The organism is Mesorhizobium sp. AR07, assembly GCF_024746815.1.
Taxonomy (GTDB): domain Bacteria; phylum Pseudomonadota; class Alphaproteobacteria; order Rhizobiales; family Rhizobiaceae; genus Mesorhizobium.
The window spans coordinates 3911539-3929112 of record NZ_CP080525.1 but is presented as its reverse complement, the minus strand read 5'-3'; the positions used below and the strand labels follow the sequence as shown (position 1 = coordinate 3929112).

General features: G+C 62.0%; 20 protein-coding genes, 1 other RNA gene and 1 pseudogene. 13 read left to right on the top strand and 9 right to left on the bottom strand.

What is annotated here, in order from left to right; all coding sequences use genetic code 11:
* Positions 1–256: 256 nt before the first annotated feature.
* From pyc to BPNPMPFG_RS20045, 4 genes are all read left to right on the top strand, one after another.
* Positions 257–3715, top strand: a complete 3459-nt coding sequence (gene pyc, locus BPNPMPFG_RS20060) for a pyruvate carboxylase (protein ID WP_258590423.1) — start codon at positions 257–259, stop codon at positions 3713–3715.
* Positions 3716–3974: 259 nt separating this feature from the next.
* Entirely contained in the window at positions 3975–4235 is a 261-nt protein-coding gene (locus tag BPNPMPFG_RS20055) for a DUF2312 domain-containing protein (protein ID WP_013529099.1), read from the top strand.
* 50 nt (positions 4236–4285) lie between these two features.
* A complete protein-coding gene (locus BPNPMPFG_RS20050; protein ID WP_258590422.1) occupies positions 4286–4726 on the top strand; it encodes a hypothetical protein in 441 nt (146 codons plus the stop codon).
* 22 nt (positions 4727–4748) lie between these two features.
* Positions 4749–5027, top strand: coding sequence for a hypothetical protein (locus tag BPNPMPFG_RS20045; RefSeq protein ID WP_258590421.1), 279 nt, complete (start codon positions 4749–4751; stop codon positions 5025–5027).
* Positions 5028–5102: 75 nt separating this feature from the next.
* On the opposite strand, the gene msrB is transcribed toward BPNPMPFG_RS20045, so the two are convergent.
* The 4 genes from msrB to BPNPMPFG_RS20025 form a co-directional block, all read right to left on the bottom strand.
* The gene (gene msrB / locus BPNPMPFG_RS20040; protein ID WP_258590420.1) at positions 5103–5507 is read right to left on the bottom strand and encodes a peptide-methionine (R)-S-oxide reductase MsrB; all 405 of its coding nucleotides are present in this window, start codon (positions 5505–5507) and stop codon (positions 5103–5105) included.
* Between the two features lie 102 nt (positions 5508–5609).
* Entirely contained in the window at positions 5610–6800 is a 1191-nt protein-coding gene (locus tag BPNPMPFG_RS20035) for a vWA domain-containing protein (protein WP_258590419.1), read from the bottom strand.
* 7 nt (positions 6801–6807) lie between these two features.
* Positions 6808–7254, bottom strand: a complete 447-nt coding sequence (locus BPNPMPFG_RS20030) for a GNAT family N-acetyltransferase (protein WP_258590418.1) — start codon at positions 7252–7254, stop codon at positions 6808–6810.
* Between the two features lie 66 nt (positions 7255–7320).
* A complete protein-coding gene (locus BPNPMPFG_RS20025) occupies positions 7321–8184 on the bottom strand; it encodes a LysR family transcriptional regulator (RefSeq protein WP_258590417.1) in 864 nt (287 codons plus the stop codon).
* Positions 8185–8320: 136 nt separating this feature from the next.
* Between BPNPMPFG_RS20025 and BPNPMPFG_RS20020 the strand changes: the two genes are divergently transcribed.
* Positions 8321–9880, top strand: coding sequence for an MFS transporter (locus BPNPMPFG_RS20020; protein WP_258590416.1), 1560 nt, complete (start codon positions 8321–8323; stop codon positions 9878–9880).
* 25 nt (positions 9881–9905) lie between these two features.
* Here BPNPMPFG_RS20020 and BPNPMPFG_RS20015 read toward each other — a convergent pair whose 3' ends face one another.
* Complete coding sequence (locus BPNPMPFG_RS20015; RefSeq protein ID WP_258590415.1) at positions 9906–10745, bottom strand: AAA family ATPase; 840 nt, start codon at positions 10743–10745, stop codon at positions 9906–9908.
* Between the two features lie 134 nt (positions 10746–10879).
* Between BPNPMPFG_RS20015 and BPNPMPFG_RS20010 the strand changes: the two genes are divergently transcribed.
* The 5 genes from BPNPMPFG_RS20010 to BPNPMPFG_RS19990 all read left to right on the top strand — a co-directional run bounded on the left by BPNPMPFG_RS20010 (position 10880) and on the right by BPNPMPFG_RS19990 (position 13952).
* Positions 10880–11305 carry a DUF4345 domain-containing protein gene (locus tag BPNPMPFG_RS20010; RefSeq protein WP_258590414.1) on the top strand — a complete coding sequence of 142 codons (426 nt, stop codon included), beginning with the start codon at positions 10880–10882 and terminating at the stop codon, positions 11303–11305.
* 25 nt (positions 11306–11330) lie between these two features.
* Positions 11331–11486, top strand: a non-coding RNA gene (gene ssrS, locus BPNPMPFG_RS20005) — 6S RNA.
* A gap of 139 nt (positions 11487–11625) precedes the next feature.
* Positions 11626–12213, top strand: a complete 588-nt coding sequence (locus tag BPNPMPFG_RS20000) for a 5-formyltetrahydrofolate cyclo-ligase (RefSeq protein ID WP_258590413.1) — start codon at positions 11626–11628, stop codon at positions 12211–12213.
* 76 nt (positions 12214–12289) lie between these two features.
* A complete protein-coding gene (locus tag BPNPMPFG_RS19995) occupies positions 12290–13114 on the top strand; it encodes a TIGR00282 family metallophosphoesterase (RefSeq protein ID WP_095084226.1) in 825 nt (274 codons plus the stop codon).
* A gap of 70 nt (positions 13115–13184) precedes the next feature.
* The gene (locus BPNPMPFG_RS19990; RefSeq protein ID WP_258590412.1) at positions 13185–13952 is read left to right on the top strand and encodes a TerC family protein; all 768 of its coding nucleotides are present in this window, start codon (positions 13185–13187) and stop codon (positions 13950–13952) included.
* Positions 13953–14141: 189 nt separating this feature from the next.
* On the opposite strand, the pseudogene BPNPMPFG_RS19985 reads toward BPNPMPFG_RS19990, so the two are convergent.
* The 3 genes and pseudogenes from BPNPMPFG_RS19985 to BPNPMPFG_RS19975 form a co-directional block, all read right to left on the bottom strand.
* Positions 14142–14501 (bottom strand): annotated as a pseudogene (locus BPNPMPFG_RS19985) (VOC family protein); the annotation flags it as partial.
* 62 nt (positions 14502–14563) lie between these two features.
* On the bottom strand, positions 14564–14956 hold the full coding sequence (locus tag BPNPMPFG_RS19980; RefSeq protein ID WP_258590411.1) for a VOC family protein: 393 nt from the start codon (positions 14954–14956) through the stop codon (positions 14564–14566).
* A gap of 22 nt (positions 14957–14978) precedes the next feature.
* Positions 14979–15461 carry an SRPBCC domain-containing protein gene (locus BPNPMPFG_RS19975; RefSeq protein ID WP_258590410.1) on the bottom strand — a complete coding sequence of 161 codons (483 nt, stop codon included), beginning with the start codon at positions 15459–15461 and terminating at the stop codon, positions 14979–14981.
* 51 nt (positions 15462–15512) lie between these two features.
* Between BPNPMPFG_RS19975 and BPNPMPFG_RS19970 the strand changes: the two genes are divergently transcribed.
* From BPNPMPFG_RS19970 to BPNPMPFG_RS19960, 3 genes are all read left to right on the top strand, one after another.
* Positions 15513–15836, top strand: coding sequence for an ArsR/SmtB family transcription factor (locus BPNPMPFG_RS19970; RefSeq protein WP_258590409.1), 324 nt, complete (start codon positions 15513–15515; stop codon positions 15834–15836).
* A gap of 214 nt (positions 15837–16050) precedes the next feature.
* Positions 16051–16800 carry a YebC/PmpR family DNA-binding transcriptional regulator gene (locus tag BPNPMPFG_RS19965; RefSeq protein ID WP_258590408.1) on the top strand — a complete coding sequence of 250 codons (750 nt, stop codon included), beginning with the start codon at positions 16051–16053 and terminating at the stop codon, positions 16798–16800.
* Positions 16797–17108, top strand: a complete 312-nt coding sequence (locus BPNPMPFG_RS19960; protein ID WP_258590407.1) for an Rdx family protein — start codon at positions 16797–16799, stop codon at positions 17106–17108. Before BPNPMPFG_RS19965 ends, BPNPMPFG_RS19960 begins: the two co-directional genes overlap by 4 nt.
* On the opposite strand, the gene BPNPMPFG_RS19955 is transcribed toward BPNPMPFG_RS19960, so the two are convergent.
* A complete protein-coding gene (locus BPNPMPFG_RS19955; RefSeq protein WP_258590406.1) occupies positions 17109–17552 on the bottom strand; it encodes a GNAT family N-acetyltransferase in 444 nt (147 codons plus the stop codon).
* Positions 17553–17574: the final 22 nt, after the last annotated feature.

Below are 17574 nucleotides of genomic sequence, written 5' to 3'. Positions count from 1 at the left end.
CGGGCATTTTTCTTTTGAGCATGCTCCCTTTTGAGATGAGTCCGGCAAGCCGATACAGCCGGCCTTTAGCCGGAAAATGATCATGCCTTGAACAGTAACGCCGGCACTTTCTTGCGCATTCGGACGGATGCAGCCGGCTTTGGTGCAAAGATTCGATTTAAATCGGTTTAAATCGGCGTCAATTTTGTTTGCACTGCAGCATTTTCGCGCTAATCATGACGCCAGTTTCTTCCCCGACACTGTCCGGAGTTCGTCCTTGGCCATCACGAAGATCCTCGTCGCCAACCGGTCCGAAATCGCCATTCGCGTCTTTCGCGCGGCCAACGAGCTTGGCCTCAAAACCGTGGCGATCTGGGCCGAGGAGGACAAGTATTCGCTGCACCGCTTCAAGGCCGACGAGAGCTATCAGGTCGGGCGCGGGCCGCATCTGACCAAGGATATGGGTCCGATCGAAAGCTATCTGTCGATCGAGGAGGTGATCCGTGTCGCCAGGCTTTCGGGCGCCGATGCCATCCATCCCGGCTACGGGCTTTTGTCGGAAAGCCCCGAATTCGCCGAAGCCTGTGCCGTCGCCGGCATCACCTTCATCGGCCCCAAGCCGGACACAATGCGCCGGCTCGGCAACAAGGTTGCCGCGCGCAATCTCGCCATCGAGGTCGGCGTGCCGGTGATCCCCGCCACGGATCCGTTGCCGGACGACATGGAAGCGGTCAAGAACCTGGCCAAGCAGATCGGCTATCCGGTGATGCTGAAGGCATCGTGGGGTGGCGGCGGACGTGGCATGCGCGCCATCCGCTCCGAGGCCGATCTTGCCCGCGAGGTGATGGAAGGCAAGCGCGAGGCGAAAGCCGCCTTCGGCAAGGACGAGGTCTATCTCGAAAAGCTGATCGAGCGCGCCCGCCATGTCGAGGTGCAGGTGCTGGGCGACACGCATGGCAATGCCGTGCATCTGTTCGAGCGCGACTGCTCGATCCAGCGCCGCAACCAGAAGGTCGTGGAGCGGGCGCCGGCGCCGTATCTCGAAATGTCGCAGCGCGAGGAGCTTTGCGGCTACGCGCTGAATATCGCGCGCGAGACCAGCTATATCGGCGCCGGCACGGTCGAGTTCCTGCAGGATGCCGATACGGCCAAGTTTTATTTCATCGAGGTCAATCCGCGCATTCAGGTCGAGCATACCGTCACCGAGCAGGTGACCGGCATCGACATCGTCAAGGCGCAGATCCACATCCTCGACGGCTTCGCCATCGGCACGCCGGAATCGGGCGTGCCGGCGCAGGCGGACATTCGGCTGAACGGCCACGCACTGCAGTGCCGCATCACCACCGAAGACCCCGAGCACAATTTCATCCCGGACTACGGCCGCATCACCGCCTATCGCGGCGCGACCGGCTTCGGCATCCGCCTCGACGGCGGCACCGCCTATTCCGGCGCGGTCATCACCCGCTTCTACGACCCGCTGCTGGAAAAGGTGACGGCCTGGGCGCCGACGCCGGCCGAGACCATCGCCCGTATGAACCGGGCGCTGCGCGAGTTCCGCATCCGCGGCGTCGCAACCAACCTCACCTTCCTCGAAGCGATCATCAACCACCCGAGCTTCGCCGACAATTCCTACACGACCAAGTTCATCGACACGACGCCGGAGCTGTTCCAGCAGGTCAAGCGCCAGGACCGCGCCACCAAGCTGATCAACTATCTGGCCGACGTGTCGGTCAACGGCCATCCCGAGACGCGCGGCCGGCCGCAGCCGAAGGCCTACGCGGCGCCGCCGATAGTGCCCTACCTCAACGGCAATGTGCCGGGCGGCAGCAAACAGAAGCTGGACGTGCTAGGCCCACAAAAATTCGCCGCCTGGATGCGCGAGCGCAAGGAGGTTCTGGTCACCGACACGACGATGCGCGACGGCCACCAGTCGCTGCTCGCCACCCGCGTGCGCACGCATGACATTGCCGGCATTGCCGGCACCTATGCGCGTGCCCTGCCGCAGCTTCTGTCGCTCGAATGCTGGGGCGGTGCCACCTTCGACGTCGCCATGCGCTTCCTCACCGAGGATCCATGGGAGCGGCTGTCGCTGGTGCGCGAGGCGGCACCCAATCTGTTGCTGCAGATGCTTCTGCGCGGCGCCAATGGCGTCGGCTACACCAATTACCCCGACAATGTCGTGCAGCATTTCGTCAAGCAGGCGGCAAGCGGCGGCATCGACCTGTTCCGCGTGTTCGACTGCCTGAACTGGGTCGAGAACATGCGTGTCGCCATGGACGCGGTCGGCGCCGAGGGCAAGCTGATCGAGGCGGCGATCTGCTACACCGGCGACATACTCGATCCGGCGCGGGCCAAGTACGATCTCAAATACTATGTCGGCCTGGCCACGGAGTTGCAGGCGGCCGGCGCCCACATCATCGCCGTCAAGGACATGGCGGGCCTGTTGAAGCCTTCCGCCGCGCGCGTGCTGTTCAAGGCGTTGCGCGAGGCGACCGACCTGCCGATCCATTTCCATACGCACGACACGTCGGGCCTGTCGGCGGCGACGGTGCTGGCGGCGGTCGACAGTGGCGTCGATGCCATCGACGCGGCGATGGATTCTCTGTCGGGCAACACCTCGCAGCCCTGCCTGGGCTCGATCGTCGAAGCGCTGAAGGGCACCGAACGCGACCCGGGCCTCGACCCGCAATGGATCCGCAACATCTCGTTCTACTGGGAGGCGGTGCGCAACCAGTACGCCGCCTTCGAAAGCGATCTCAAGGGACCGGCGTCGGAAGTCTATCTGCACGAAATGCCGGGCGGACAGTTCACCAATCTCAAGGAACAGGCGCGCTCGCTCGGCCTGGAGACGCGCTGGCACGAGGTGGCGCAGACCTATCACGACGTCAACCTCATGTTCGGCGACATCGTCAAGGTGACGCCGTCGTCCAAGGTCGTCGGCGACATGGCATTGATGATGGTCAGCCAGGATCTGACCGTCGCCGATGTCGAAAATCCGGACAAGGATATCGCCTTCCCGGACTCGGTCGTCTCGATGCTGCGCGGCGATCTCGGCCAGTCGCCCGGCGGCTGGCCGGAGGCGCTGCAGAAGAAGGCGCTGAAGGGCGACAGACCGATCACGGTGCGACCCGGTTCGCTGTTGAAGGCAGCCGATCTCAAGGCCAGCCGCAAGGAGATCGAGGAGAAGCTCGAGCGCAAGCTCTCGGAATTCGAATTCGCCTCGTGGCTGATGTACCCGAAAGTGTTCTCCGACTTCGCCGGTGCGCAGGAGACCTACGGGCCGGTCAGCGTGCTGCCGACGCCGACCTATTTCTACGGCATGAAGCCGGAGGACGAGATTTTTGTCGACATCGAGAAGGGCAAGACGCTGGTGGTGCGCTGTCTCGCCATCGGCGATGTCGACGAGAAGGGCATGGTCACAGTGTTCTTCGAGCTCAACGGCCAGCCGCGCCGCGTCAAGGTGCCCGACAGGGCGCATGGAGCGTCCGCCGCCAAGGCCCGCCGCAAGGCCGAGCCGGGCAACGAAGCGCATGTCGGCGCGCCGATGCCGGGCGTCGTCTCGGCGCTTTCGGTTGCCGCCGGTCAGGCTGTGAAGGCTGGTGACGTGCTGCTTTCGATCGAAGCGATGAAGATGGAAACGGCACTGCATGCCGAGCGCGACGGGACGGTCGCCGAGGTGCTGGTCAAGGCCGGTGATCAGATCGATGCCAAGGATCTGCTGATCGCGTTCACTTAAGAGCCGCAGAGAACGGGCGGGCTGTCGGCTTCTGTCGGCGGCCCTCGAGCCTGTTCCATCCCGATGGAATCGGGATGGGACTCCATCCCTGTGCTTGGGCACGATCTCCAGCGAAAACCTGTGCCCACTTTTCGGGAACATGCCCTTGTGGCCTGTTCGATAACGGCTTGACCCGCCGCCGCCGGTCGGGCATCGAACCGGCTCAAATTTGCCGCCGTCGTCGCCCGAGTCGCGGCGCGGAAACGATGTGGAGAAAAACATGGCCGACGATATCACCGATACCAGCCAGACTGTTGCCGCCGGCCAGCTGCGTGCCTTCATCGAACGCATAGAGCGGCTCGAGGAAGAGAAAAAGACCATTTCCGACGACATCAAGGAAGTGTTCGCCGAAGCCAAGGGCACCGGTTTCGACACCAAGGCGATGCGCACGATCATCCGGCTGCGCAAGAAGGATCAGGCCGAGCGGCAGGAAGAGGAAACCATCCTCGATCTCTATAAGGCCGCGCTCGGCATGGTGTAAGACTAACCGGCCCGGCACCCGACGCGGTTGCCGGAGATACGGTTCTGACCATGAGCGAATTCGACTTCGGCGCCCGCCGCGCTTCTGAATTCCGCCAGCGCGGCTTCTGGACGCTGTTCGACGAGCGGCATCCGGAGGAGAGAATACGGCTGGCGAGGCGCGGACCCTGGTTCTGGCAGCGCGGGCTGCCGGACTTCGCATTGGTTCTCTCCATGTATGTCGCGCCGGCGCAGAACCATGTCGGCGTCTTCTTCGGCCGCAATGAGAAGTTCGGCGCCACGCAAGCCTGGTCGCGGTTGAAGCCGTTCCAGCAGGCGATCGAAGACAGGCTGAAGCTCAGGCCGGAACAGAGTTGCGAGGGCCTTGGCATCAATTCGATGTGGCGGGTGAACTGCTTTGCCGAGGACAATTGGCCGGCCATGGCCGACTGGCTGGTGACGGAAGCCTCGCGCATCGAGCGGGCGGTGACCGAAGTCCTCGGGCAGGGATAGGTCGCCGGTGTCCGCGGAAGTCATGAGATCCTTCTTCCGCTCCCGCTGGCAAGGCCAGGTGCCGCTTGATCGGCTGTTCTGGCGCGACCTTGTCTTTGTCGGCACCGCGATCAGCATTGCCTCGTCAGCGCTGGCGCTCATCCTGCTCGGGTTGAAGATGCCGCTTGGCCTCGTGCTCGCGGTTCATTTTGCACCGATGCCCTACAGTCTGTTTCTGACGCTGGCCGTGTGGCGAACTGCCGAACAATATCCTGGTGCCAAAGCCTGGATGATGACGCTGGGCGAAATGATCGTGGTCTGATCAGGGTTCCCGATTTCGTCAATGAAAAAGGCGGCCGAAGCCGCCTTTCCAAAAATCTGCCACTTGGTTTGCCGCTCAGGCCGCAGGTTCGAATTTCAGTGCCACGCCGTTGATGCAGTAGCGCAGGCCGGTCGGCGGCGGGCCGTCCTCGAAGACATGGCCGAGATGGCTGCCGCAGCGGGCGCAATGGCATTCGGTGCGAACCATGCCGTAGCTGCGGTCGACAGTGTTCTCGACCGAACCCGGCACCGGGTCGTTGAAGCTCGGCCAGCCGGTGCCGCTCTCGAACTTCAGCTTGGATTCAAACAAGGGCTGGTCGCAGCCGACGCAGGAAAAGGTGCCGGCGCGCTTCTCGTAGAGCAGGGCGCAGCTTCCCGGCCGCTCGGTGCCGTGGCTGCGCATGACGGCATATTGCTCCGGCGTCAGCCGTGCACGCCATTCGGCGTCGGTGCGGGTGACAGGGTAGGTGTGGGTGTCCATTTGATCTCCTCAGCCTTGCCGGCTCGTTGTTGATTGCAAGCTCATATTCGCATGAAGATAGGCATTTGTTACACCCCTGCCCAGTTCCAAGAATGCTCGAGCTCAATGCTTTCTTGAAAGCTGCTTCGTCGCGCCTTCGAGCCCGGCCAGCGTCAGCGGGAACATGCGGCCGCCAAAGATGTCACGGATCATCGCGATCGAGTGGGTAAAACCCCAGTTCTTCTGGTTCTCGGGATTCAGCCATACCGCGTTCGGCCATTGCTGCAGCAGGCGGCCGAGCCAGACGCTGCCTGCTTCCGGATTCCAGTGCTCGACCGAGCCGCCGGGATGCGCAATCTCGTGAGGGCTCATCGAGGCATCGCCGACGACGATCACCTTGTAGTCCGGCCCATATTTGTGGATGAGGTCGAAGGTCGGGATCGTCTCGGCATGGCGGCGGCGGTTGTTCTTCCACACGCCTTCATAGAGGCAGTTGTGGAAATAAAAATATTCGAGCTGGCGGAATTCGGCACGCGCCGCCGAAAACAATTCCTCGACGCTCTTGATGTGGTCATCCATCGAGCCGCCGACATCGAAGAACATCAAGAGCTTCACCGCATTGCGGCGTTCGGGCCGGGTCCGCACGTCGAGATAGCCATGTTCGGCGGTGGCGTGGATGGTGCCGGGCAGGTCGAATTCCTCCTCGGCGCCCTCGCGTACCCAGCGGCGCAACCGCTTCAGCGCGATCTTGATGTTGCGGGTGCCGAGCTCGACGGCATCGTCGAAATTCCTGAACTCGCGCTTGTCCCACACCTTCACCGCGCGACGGTTGCGGCTTTCGTGCTGGCCGATGCGCACGCCTTCGGGATTGTAGCCATAGGCGCCGAAGGGCGAGGTGCCGCCAGTGCCGATCCATTTCGAGCCGCCCTGATGGCGGCCCTTCTGCTCCTCGAGCCGCTGCTTCAAGATCTCCATCAGCTTGTCGAAACCGCCGAGCGCCTCGACCAGTTTCTTCTCTTCGTCGGTCAGATGCTTTTCGGCAAGGCGGCGCAGCCACTCTTCCGGAATGTTCGCGACGTCCATGGCATCTGGCCCGCCAAGCGCCTCGATGCCTTTGAAGACATGCGCAAACACCTGGTCGAAACGGTCGATATGGCGCTCGTCCTTCACCAGTGCCGTGCGGGCGAGGTAATAAAAACCCTCGACGTCGTAGTCGACCAGCCCGGCTTCCAGCCCCTCCAGCAGCGATAGATATTCCCGCAGCGAAACGGGAACGCGTGCTGCCTTCAGTTCGAGGAAGAAGGGGATGAACATCGTCTATCTATAGCAGATCATACTCGATGAAGCCGGTTCTGCGCGCGACATGGTCGTAGAGCTTGCGTGCGGTGGCGTTGGTCTCGTGCGTCATCCAGTAGACGTTCTTGACGCCGATTTTTGCGGCTTCCTGCTTCACAGCCTTGATCAGCGCAGCACCCACGCCCTTGCCGCGCACGTCCGGGTCGGCGAACAGATCCTGCAGATAGCAGTTGTTTTTCTCAGACCAGCCGGAGCGATGATAGAGATAGTGGGTGAGGCCGACAGCCTTGCCGTCGAGGGTGGCGATGAAGCCCTTCGGCTCGAACTCGCCTTGCGTGAACAGCCGCTTCCAGGTGACGGCATAGACTTCTTCCGGCAGCTTGGTTTCGTAGAAGGTCAGGTAGTCGGTCCACAGGCGGCGCCAGTCGGTGTGGTCGGCCTGCGCGAGCGGGCGAACAGTGATCTCGGTCATTTCATTTCCCTTTGAAGTCTGGAATCCGATCCATCCCAACAGAATCGGGATCAGGACTATCTTTGCCTATCCGGCCGGCAAATTATACTCGCGAAAAGCCGTCGCGAGCATGTGCAGTGCCTCTCGTGCCCGCGGCGCCAAAGCGTGCGAATGCAAGACAATCTCGGAGGGGGGAATTGGCGGCAGGCCGAGTTTGCGGCCCACCTCGATCAGGCCGGGGGGCACGACACGGTGGGCGAGGGCGGAAAGGGCAAAGCCGGCCGATACCGCGATGTTGACGGCCGCGCCGCCGCCGCCGACGAAAGCCTCGTTCCAGGCGATGCCTGCTCTATCCAGCGCCTCGACCGCTCTCAGACGGTCCGGGCAGTTGCATACCGTGCTTAAGAGAGCCAGGCGCAAGGGCGTCCCGGGTCGCCATTCGAAGGCGGGGGCCGCGAACCAGCCATAATGGGTGCGCGACAAAGCTTCGCCCCGGCGACTGCCGCTTTCCCGGTGCACGATGACCGCATCGAGTTCGCCCCGATCGAAAGCTTCCTCCAGCAGAGAGCTGGTATCGATCCTGATATTGAGCGCAAGCGAGGGATCGTGGGCATGAAGCTGAGCGATCAGTATGGCAAGCTCAGGTCCCGCGACATGGTCGACAAAGCCGAGAGCAAGCCGACAGGGCGCCTCGGAAAACTCTGTGATGGCGCGTTCATGGGCGGCAAGGAATTCGCGGGCCGCCGGGAGAAAAACCGCTCCCCTTGCCGACAGGGCGACGCGGCGCGGGGTTCGTTCGATCAAACGCGCGCCGAGCTTTTCTTCGAGCCGGCGCAGCTTGACGCTGATCGTCGCCTGGGTACTCCCCAGCGCGGCAGCCGCCCGGGTGAAGCTCTGCAGATCGGCCACCATCACGAAGGTCCGCACGGCGTCGACATCAAGGCTGGCCATCGCGATCATTCCTTTTTGTCATCTCTGAAATAGAGACACATAGCCTTTTTTCATGGTCAGGCGTCGTCTATGTCACCTCCATCGCAGTTTGAAAAGCGCGGCTCACCTGCGAATGCTTCGATGGAAAGTGATTGATATGCTTCAAATTGACCGAAACACCGTTGCGCTTGCGGGCGCCTGCCTTGCCTCGCTGCTGTTCGGCCTCGAAATCTCCAGCGTACCGGTGATCCTTCCGAAACTGGAAAGCGTGCTCGCCGCCGATTTTAAGGATCTGCAGTGGATCATGAATGCCTACACCATTGCCTGCACCACGGTGTTGATGGCGACGGGGACACTGGCCGACCGTTTCGGCCGCAAACGGGTGATGGTGATCACCACCATCGCCTTCGGCTTTGCCTCGCTGCTGTGCGGCTTCGCGCCGAGCGCTCCAATTCTGATTGTCGCGCGCTTTCTGCAAGGGCTCGCGGGCGGAGCGATGTTTACCTGCAGCGTGGCCGTGCTGTCGCATCAATTTCAGGATGGCGGTGAACGCGGCAAGGCCTTCGTGGCCTGGAGCGTCGTCTCGGGCATCGGGCTCGGTTTCGGTCCCGCCATCGGCGGATTGATCGTAACGTTCTCGAGCTGGCAATGGGTGTTCCTCATCCATGTACCACTCGCGATCCTTGCCCTGGTCTTCATCGTTGCCGGTGTCACGGAATCTCGCGATCACAACGCCCAGAAGCTTGATCGGGCCGGCATCCTGACGCTCTCGCTCGCGGTGTTCGGCTTCTCCTATCTGATCACGCAAGGCGCCGATCTCGGGGGAGGCGCCCGCATCGGCGTGATTGTCGCGTCGGTGGCGGCCTTCATCGGGTTTCTTGTTGCCGAGAAGGTCAATCCCTATCCGATGTTCGATTTCTCCGTCTTCCGCATCCGCCAATTTTCAGGCGCGATCATGGGCGGCATTGGCATGAATTTCAGCTACTGGCCGTTCATCATCTATCTGCCGATCTATTTTTCGGGCGTTCTCGGTTACAACAGCACGACGACCGGCCTGTTGCTGCTCGTCTACACGCTTCCCCTGATGCTGATGTCCTCGACCGCCGAGCGCCTGCGCGCGCGCTATCAGGCGCGGATTGCGATCCCGCTCGGCCTGTTGACATTGGGGATCGGTTTTATCGCCATGCGGATAGGTTCCGGGCTGGAGGGAGCCAATTGGGTGAGCATGCTGCCCGGTACGCTGATCGCCGGCATCGGCATCGGCCTGACCAATTCACCGACCACCAACACGACGACCGGCTCGGTGTCGCCGGATCGTGCCGGCATGGCATCGGGCATCGATATCAGCGCGCGCCTGATCACGCTCGCCATCAACATCGCGGTGCTGGGCCTGTTGCTGACGCGGGGGATTGTTTCTTATCTGCGGGACGCCTTTGGCACGGCTCTCGTCCCGAATGAATTGCATGCGCTGGCGGAAAGGATCGCCACCGGAAACCTCGGCAGCCTCGCGCAACCCAAGCTCGCGACCCTCGACCCATCCGGCGCCGTCGTGCATGCCGCCCTGGTCAACGGTTTTGGTTGGGTCATGCTGTATTGCGGGATCGGCGTTCTTGCCCTTGCCGTCATCAGCTTCGTCATCTTCGGCGCGAAGACTATAGCGCCGCGGGAGGGAAGAGGACATGCTTCCGCTCAGACCGCTGGCGAGGCCTGCTCGTAGCCGCGGCCTCCGACACTTGCACGTTCTAGCCTTGCCTTCTCGCCATGAAGGCCAGCCGCTCGAACAGATGCACGTCCTGCTCGTTCTTCAGCAGCGCGCCATGCAGCTTGGGCAGGGCGTTCTTCGGGTCGGCGCGCAGGTCTTCCGGCGCGATGTCGTCGGCGACCAGAAGCCTTATCCAGTCGAGCGCCTCGGAGGTCGACGGCTTTTTCTTCAGCCCAGGCACCTCGCGGATCTCGTAGAACTGGGTCAGCGCTGCCCGGACTAGGTTCTGCTTGATGCCGGGATAGTGCACGTCGACAATTCTGTGCAGCGTGTCGACGTCGGGAAAGCGGATGTAGTGGAAGAAGCAGCGGCGCAGGAAGGCGTCCGGCAGTTCCTTCTCATTGTTGGAGGTGATGATGACGATCGGCCTGACCGCGGCGCGGATCGTCTCGCCGGTCTCGTAGACGAAGAACTCCATCCGATCGAGTTCCTGCAGCAAATCGTTGGGGAATTCGATGTCGGCCTTGTCGATCTCGTCGATCAACAGCACGACCTTCTTGCCCGCCGCGAACGCCTCCCACAGCTTGCCGCGCCTGATGTAGTTCCTGATGTCGTTGAACCTGATATCGCCGAGCTGGCTGTCGCGCAGCCGCGAGACGGCGTCGTACTCGTAAAGACCCTGCTGCGCGCGTGTCGTCGACTTGACGTGCCATTCGATCAGGTCGAGGCCGAGCGCGGCCGCCACCTGGCGGGCGAGTTCCGTCTTGCCGGTGCCGGGCTCGCCCTTGACCAGCAAGGGCCGTTCCAGCGCGATCGCCGCGTTGACGGCCACCATCAGATCCTTGTCGGCGACATAGGCCGCCGTGCCTTCGAAACGCATTTTTGCTCCCTGGTTGGTCACCGCGACCGTAAGGAGGCCGGCGTGCCTGTGCAAGGGTGCGCCGAAGGCGCTTGAAACCCTGGAAGGAACCGTCCGTTTCTATCACAAGGCCAGCGGGCTGAAGGGGTGGCAGCTTGAAAACACAGACATTCGGCAAGACTTCACTCCAGATCGTCGTCGCGGTGCTGGCGGCGACGCCGGTGCTGGTCGGCCTCGAAGGCATTTTGTCGGGACCGGAATTCCTGCATGTCACGGCACCGTGGCCGGTCGATCTCGACAGCCATTTCCGCTTCCTGTCCGGGTTCTTCCTTGCTGTCGGCCTCGCCTGGTACAGCTGCATTCCCGCCATCGAGACCAGGACCGAGCGGTTCCGGCTGCTTGCCGCCTGCACGTTTGCCGGCGGGCTGGCGCGGCTTTTCTCGCTGCTCACGGTCGGCGCGCCATCGTTGGGGCACATCGCAGGCCTGTCAGTCGAACTGCTGGCTGTGCCGGCGCTGGTCTTGTGGCAGGGGCGTGTTGCGAATAAAGCCGCCGAGAGCGGCCGTCTCACTGGCGCTTAGCCGACCAGCAGCCTATATTGGGCGTGACGGTCTGTGCTTCCCGGCAGGAGAACATTTTCCCCGGGGCCTTAACGATCCTTAGGGAGCTGTCCCTGGGAAGACCCGTGGGTTTTCTCACACGGCGCCCACCTACTTTGTAGGTTCCCGGGATCGCTCTCTCCACCGGTTGTGTGGATCGTCACCTATCGAAAAGGCCATATTTGGCGGATTTTGTCGTCGCGCCGTCTTGTGCGGTGCTGACGAACGAAAAGTTCGCTCCGCTCCTCCAAAACGTCGCTCCTAAAACTCCACCCAAATCTGACCTTTTCTATCGTCTGCGCATGACATCCTCAAAAGACCTGAAAAAGCAGCTCCGCCGCGAGGCACTCGGGCGCCGCGATGCGCTCGATGAATTCTGGCGGGTGGAGATCGCTCTCGAAATGGCCGAGACGGCACGCGATCACCTCGCTGTCGAGCCGGGCCAGATCGTTTCCGGCTTCTGGCCGATGCGTTCGGAAGTCGACGTCCGGCCACTGATGTTCGCCTTGCGTGAGAAGGGAGCCAGGCTCTGCTTGCCTGCCATTCTCGACAAGACCACCATCGTCTTTCGCGAGTTGGTGCGCGGCGCGCCGATGGTCGAGATGGGTTTCGGCACGGTCGGGCCGCATGAAGAAGCCGAGGTGCTCGACCCCTCGGTGATGCTGGTGCCGCTCGCCGCCTTCGACGCGCGCGGCCATCGCATCGGCTACGGCGCCGGCTATTACGACCGCGCCATCGCCAAGCTGATCGACAAGGGGCAGCCACCCCGATTGATCGGCATCGCCTTCGACTGCCAGGAGGTGGCGCTGGTGCCGGATGAGGACCACGACGTCATCATCTCGGAAATACTCACCGAGAGCGGGTTGCGCCGCTTCGCGCCAAAATTGTAGATAAGCACAATGGACGCATGATCTTTTCACAGATGTCATGCAGCTTTTGCTTCGCTGACCTTCGGTGCGGGATCATATGAGACTTCTCTTCCTCGGTGACATGGTGGGAAAAACGGGACGCACGGCGGTGTGGGAACAACTGCCGGGGCTGATCTCCGATTTCAAACTCGATTTCGTCATCGTCAACGGCGAGAATGCCGCCGGCGGTTTTGGCATCACCGAAGAGATCTTTCGCGAGACGATCGCAGCCGGCGCCGATGTCGTCACCACCGGCAACCATGTCTGGGACCAGCGCGACGCGCTGGCCTTCGCGCCGCGCGAAGAGCGTTTTCTGCGCCCCTCCAATTTTCCCAAGGGCACGCCCGGGCGCGGCTCCGGCGTCTACATCGCCAGGAGCGGCGCGCGCGTGCTGGTCGCCAACATCATGGGCCGGGTGTTCATGCATCCCGAACTCGACGATCCATTCCAGGCCGGCGAACGGGAGCTGGCCGCCTGTCCGCTCGGCGAGCAGGCCGATGCCGTCATCATCGACTTCCACGCCGAGGCGACCTCGGAAAAAATGTGCTTCGCGCATTTCGTCGATGGCCGCGCCAGTCTCGTCGTCGGCACCCACACGCATCAGCCGACCGGCGACCACCAGATCCTCAATGGCGGCACCGGCTACATTTCCGACGCCGGCATGTGCGGCGATTATGATTCCTCGCTCGGCATGGACAAGGAGGAACCGCTCAACCGGTTCCTGTCGAAAGTGCCGAAAGGGCGCTTCGAGGCAGCCACCGGACCGGCGACATTGTGCGGTGTCGGCGTCGATATTTCCGACCGCACGGGGCTGACCGAGAGGATCGCGCCGTTTCGTCGCGGGCCGCGGCTGGAGGAAACCGCGCCGTCCTTCTGGTCGTGACATTGATATGGACACAAGCAGTACCTAACTGCCGGCGACACTGCTCTAGATCGTAGAGGGGACGACCTCCATGCAGCTCATCGAATTCCTGGCGCCGCACTTTCACTTCGTGTCCGATCCAACCGCCTGGGTCGCGCTGCTGACATTGGTGGTGCTGGAGATCGTGCTCGGCATCGACAATCTGATCTTCATCTCGATCCTGACCAACAAGCTGCCGGTAGCGCAAAGGGCCCGCGCCCGCCGCCTCGGCATCTCGGCGGCGCTGATCATGCGGCTGGTGCTGCTGGCCACCATTTCGATCATCGTCCAGCTGACGACGCCGGTGTTCACGGCCTTCGGCCACGGCTTCTCCTGGCGCGACCTGATCCTGATCGCCGGCGGCCTGTTCCTGGTCTGGAAGGCGACCAAGGAGATCCATCACACGGTCGATCCCGACGACCACCAGGACACGATGCTGGGCGGGACATTGCAGATCAGCCTTGCCGGCGCGATCTTCCAGATCCTGCTGCTCGACCTCGTCTTCTCGATCGATTCGATCATCACCGCCGTCGGCATGACCGACGAGATCGCCATCATGTACATCGCCGTGATCGTCGCGGTCAGCGTGATGATGCTGGCGGCCGGGCCGCTGGCGGACTTCATCGCCAGGAACCCGAGCATCGTCATGCTGGCGCTGGGCTTCCTGCTGATGATCGGCATGACGCTGATCGCCGACGGCATGGGCTATCACGTGCCCAAGGGCTACATCTACGCGGCGATGGGTTTTTCGGCCCTGGTCGAAGGGCTCAACATGCTGGCCCGGCGGCGCAGGAAAGCGAAGTCCAGCGGCGGGCATTGAACTATGACTGGCAAGGACCTTAACCAGGATCAGCGCCATCAGTTGGCCAAGCTGGCTGATTTGCCTGACAGCGAGATCGATACTTCGGACGTTCCGGAAGCTCCGGCCGAGAGCTGGCTTCATGCTCGCCGTGGTCGGGACAAGGCTGGTCCTAAGAGTAGATTGCTCTAATTCGTTGCTGAGTTCTAACCAGGCGTCGGGCTCGCGCAGCATGTGAATGATACCGGCCGGGTTGGTGATCCAGCCGCCGCGAAAGCCTTCGCCCAAGGGCTCGATGGCGTCGCAACGCACGACCCCGGCCTTGGCGAGATGATCCGCGGCCATCGGGAAATCGTCGGTGAACAGCTCCAGCCACACCTCGGCCTGGCTCATCATGGGCGCCTCATCGATCCACAGGCGGTTGGGGCCGAGTTCGAAGCCGATTGCCGGCGCCTTGGCGGTGAACGGTTTCAGGCCAACAACGTCGCGGTAGAAGGCGATCGTCGCTTCATACTGGTGCGTCGGCACCTTCATGGCGATGTTGATGCCACCGGTGATGTTCGCGGTCATTTGCTGACTCCACTATGCTGCGTTGGGACGTTGTGGTCGTTGGCCGCGTCGCCGGCATCTCGCTATGCCAGATTGACCTGCCAGGAGACCCCGAACCTGTCGTTCAGCCATGCGAAACGGCTGCTGAAGCCATAATTGTCGGGCGGCATCAAGAATCCGCCGCCCTTTGCCAGGGTCTCGACAATGCCGTTCAACTCGGCCTCCGTGGAGCAATCCACATACAGCGAGACCGACGGCGTGAACGTGAAGCCATGGTGGACCGGGCTGTTGTAGACCATCACTTCCAGGCCAGCTATGGAGACGCGCGCCAGCTTGACCGCCACTTCCGGGCCATCTTCGCCGGCGCCGTAGCGGGTGACGTCAAGGACGCTGCTGTCGGGAACGGTCTCGCAATAGAGGGTCATTGCCTCTTCGGCCTTGCCCTCGAACATCAGGAACGGCGTTACTTTCTTCATCGCGGGCCTCCGTCTTCCCGGCTCAGACATTGGTCTCGTTGGCGGGTTCGCCCTTCATCTCGCTGCGGTAGTAGCCGTCGCGCAGGTTGATGCCGTATTCGACATAGGCCTTCATGCAGGCCAGCATCTGCGACCAGCCCTCGCAATTGAGATAGGATTTCTTCAGCCCGACCGCGCCTTCCTGCCAGCCGCTTTCGGCGATGGTGACGAAGGTGCCGCCATCGTCCAGCGGCTCGAAATTCATCTCGATGCGGGTCTTGTAGGCGGGTTCGCCATCGGCATCGGTGGCATCCCAGCGCAGCACGATGCGGCTGTCCTTGACCACTTCATCAACCTCGACCGGCACCTTGCCCCACCAGACGACACCGGCTCCCGCCACCAAGGGCGCGCTGGCGCCGCCGATGGTGGTGAAATAACCACTGAGCTTGTTCGGATTGACGACCGCGTCGAAGACGTCGGCGACCGGCCTGCCGATGCGGCCGGAGACCCTGAATCCAAGTGACATATCCACAGCTCCTTGCTTGATCGGCTCAACGATATGTTATAAAAAGATAACATGTCAAGTCGATCGCAGGACGACAATGTTTTCAAGGCGCTGGCGCATCCGCGCCGGCGCGAAATGCTGGATCAGCTGAAGGACGTGCCGAAGACCACCGGCATGCTGTGCGATGCCTTTCCCGACATCGATCGCTGCACCGTCATGCTGCATCTCAAGGTGCTTGAGGAGGCCGACCTGATCGTCGCGCGGCGTGACGGGCGCGAGCGCTGGAATCATCTCAACGCGCTGCCGATCAAGCAGATACACGACCGCTGGATCAGCCAGTATGCCGGCCATGCGCTCGCCATCATCGACCGGTTGAAATCCGACCTGGAGGCGTAAGCTCTTGTAGAAGCCCGTGTCGTTGCGTCCCGCGCGCGGTGCGGCTGGACGAATTGAGCCGATTTATCTATAAGCCGGCCATTCCGACAGAGAACGCCGTGCTTCCGCGAGTTGCACCCGGGATGCTCTGAAATTTTGAAGTCGAGCATTGCAGAAGACGAGGTGAGATCACCTCGCTTCGGAATGCTCTAGCCGAGAAGACGACAGGGGTGCCATGGCTGGCCATTCACAGTTCAAGAACATCATGCACCGCAAGGGCCGCCAGGATGCGGTGCGGTCGAAAATGTTTTCCAAGCTGGCGCGCGAAATCACCGTTGCCGCCAAGAGCGGGACGCCCGATCCATCGATGAATCCGCGCCTGCGCCTAGCCGTGCAGAACGCCAAGGCGGTGTCGATGCCGAAGGACAACATCCAGCGCGCCATCAACAAGGCATCGATGGGCGACGCCGAAAACTACGAAGCCGTCCGTTATGAGGGCTATGGGCCCGGCGGCGTCGCCGTCATCGTCGAAGCCCTGACCGACAACCGCAACCGCTCGGCGTCGAACGTGCGCGCCGCCTTCACCAAGGCCGGCGGGGCGATGGGCGAAACCGGCTCGGTGTCGTTCATGTGGGATCGTGCAGGCGAGATCTATTATCCGGCATCGGCCGGCAGCGCCGACAAGGTCATGGATGCGGCGATCGAAGCCGGCGCCGATGATGTGGAATCAGATGAGGAAGGCCACACGATCTACTGCGCTTTCGAGAATCTCGGCGAAGTGTCGAGGGCGCTGGAAGCCTCGCTGGGCGAAGCTGAATCGGTGAAGCCGATCTGGAAGCCGCAGAACAGTGTTCCGGTCGACGAGGACCGGGCACAGTCGCTGATGAAGCTGGTCGCCACGCTCGAGGATGACGATGACGTTCAAAGCGTCTACGCCAACTTCGAAGTCGATGACGAGACCATGGCCAAGCTCAGCGCGGCATGAGCAAAGCTCAGCTGCCTTCCATCCGTATCACCTACTGCACGCAGTGCCAGTGGCTGCTGCGTGCCGGCTGGATGGCGCAGGAGTTGCTGTCGACCTTCGGCACCGATCTGGGCGAGGTCACGCTGGTGCCCGGCACCGGCGGCGTCTTCACCATTTCCTGCAATGACGTGCTGGTCTGGGACCGCAAGCGCGATGGCGGCTTTCCGGAAGCGGCCAAACTGAAGCAACTGGTCCGCGACGTGATCGATCCGGATCGCGACCTCGGCCACTCCGATCGCAAGGGCCACAAGTCAAAAGATCCAGCCTGATCAGGCCGCTTCGAAAGCGAAGCGGTAGACATTCGTTTGCCGTTGCTCGAATCCCAGTTTCAGATACAGGCGGTTCGCTGCCTCCCTTGACGGACGCGAAGTGAGGTCTACCGTTCTGGCGCCGGCAGTCTTCGCAAACGCCAGTGCTTCACGAACCAGGGCTGATGCGATGCCTTGACCTCTGTGGCGGTCATCGACGATTACATCTTCGATGATCGAGCGCACCCCTGTCGGCACGCGGAAAATGGCGAGCGTCAGCATCCCTTGTAGCGTTTGGCCTGTCGTTGCGACGAGAAGGGTTGTCGCCGGCGATTTGATGACAAATTCCAGGTCCTCGTGGCGTGGCTCCGAAGCGGATGACGACAGCTGAGGGATCAATGCAATCATGGAACGCGCCAGCCATGGCGTCAGGGTCGATACTGCCTCTATTTTGAAATCGGCCATTTTTGATCGTCCTTCCTTGCCC